The sequence below is a fragment of the Cognatundibacterium luofuense genome (assembly GCF_018139685.1).
In the GTDB taxonomy this organism is placed as follows: Bacteria; Pseudomonadota; Gammaproteobacteria; order Burkholderiales; family Burkholderiaceae_D; genus Undibacterium; species Undibacterium luofuense.
Map to the genome: position 1 here is coordinate 1 of NZ_JAGSPN010000495.1, position 307 is coordinate 307.

The window sequence follows — 307 nt, forward strand, 5'->3', positions numbered from 1 at the left end:
GCGTGTGCAGTCATGGCAAAAATCGTGATCCTGATCTTCATCATTATCTTTATTCAGCGCAGGCCGCAGGGTCTGTTCGCACTCAAAGGCAGGAGCGTGGAATGAGGTCTCAATTATTTTCCCGTCCCGCATGGGCTGGCATCCTGGTCATTGCGGTACTTGCAGCGAGCTTACCATTACTGAACCTGGCTTTTCCGGCCGGCCATACCTTGCATGTGTCCAGCTACGCGATTGCGATCATCGCCAAATTCATGTGTTATGCGCTGGCCGCCATGGCACTGGATCTGGTCTGGGGATACACCGGCAT

1 pseudogene is annotated in these 307 nt (G+C 53.7%); it reads left to right on the forward strand.

Annotated elements, in window-relative coordinates:
* Nucleotides 1-101: 101 nt before the first annotated feature.
* Nucleotides 102-307: pseudogene (locus KDM89_RS21380) on the forward strand (urea ABC transporter permease subunit UrtC); the annotation flags it as partial.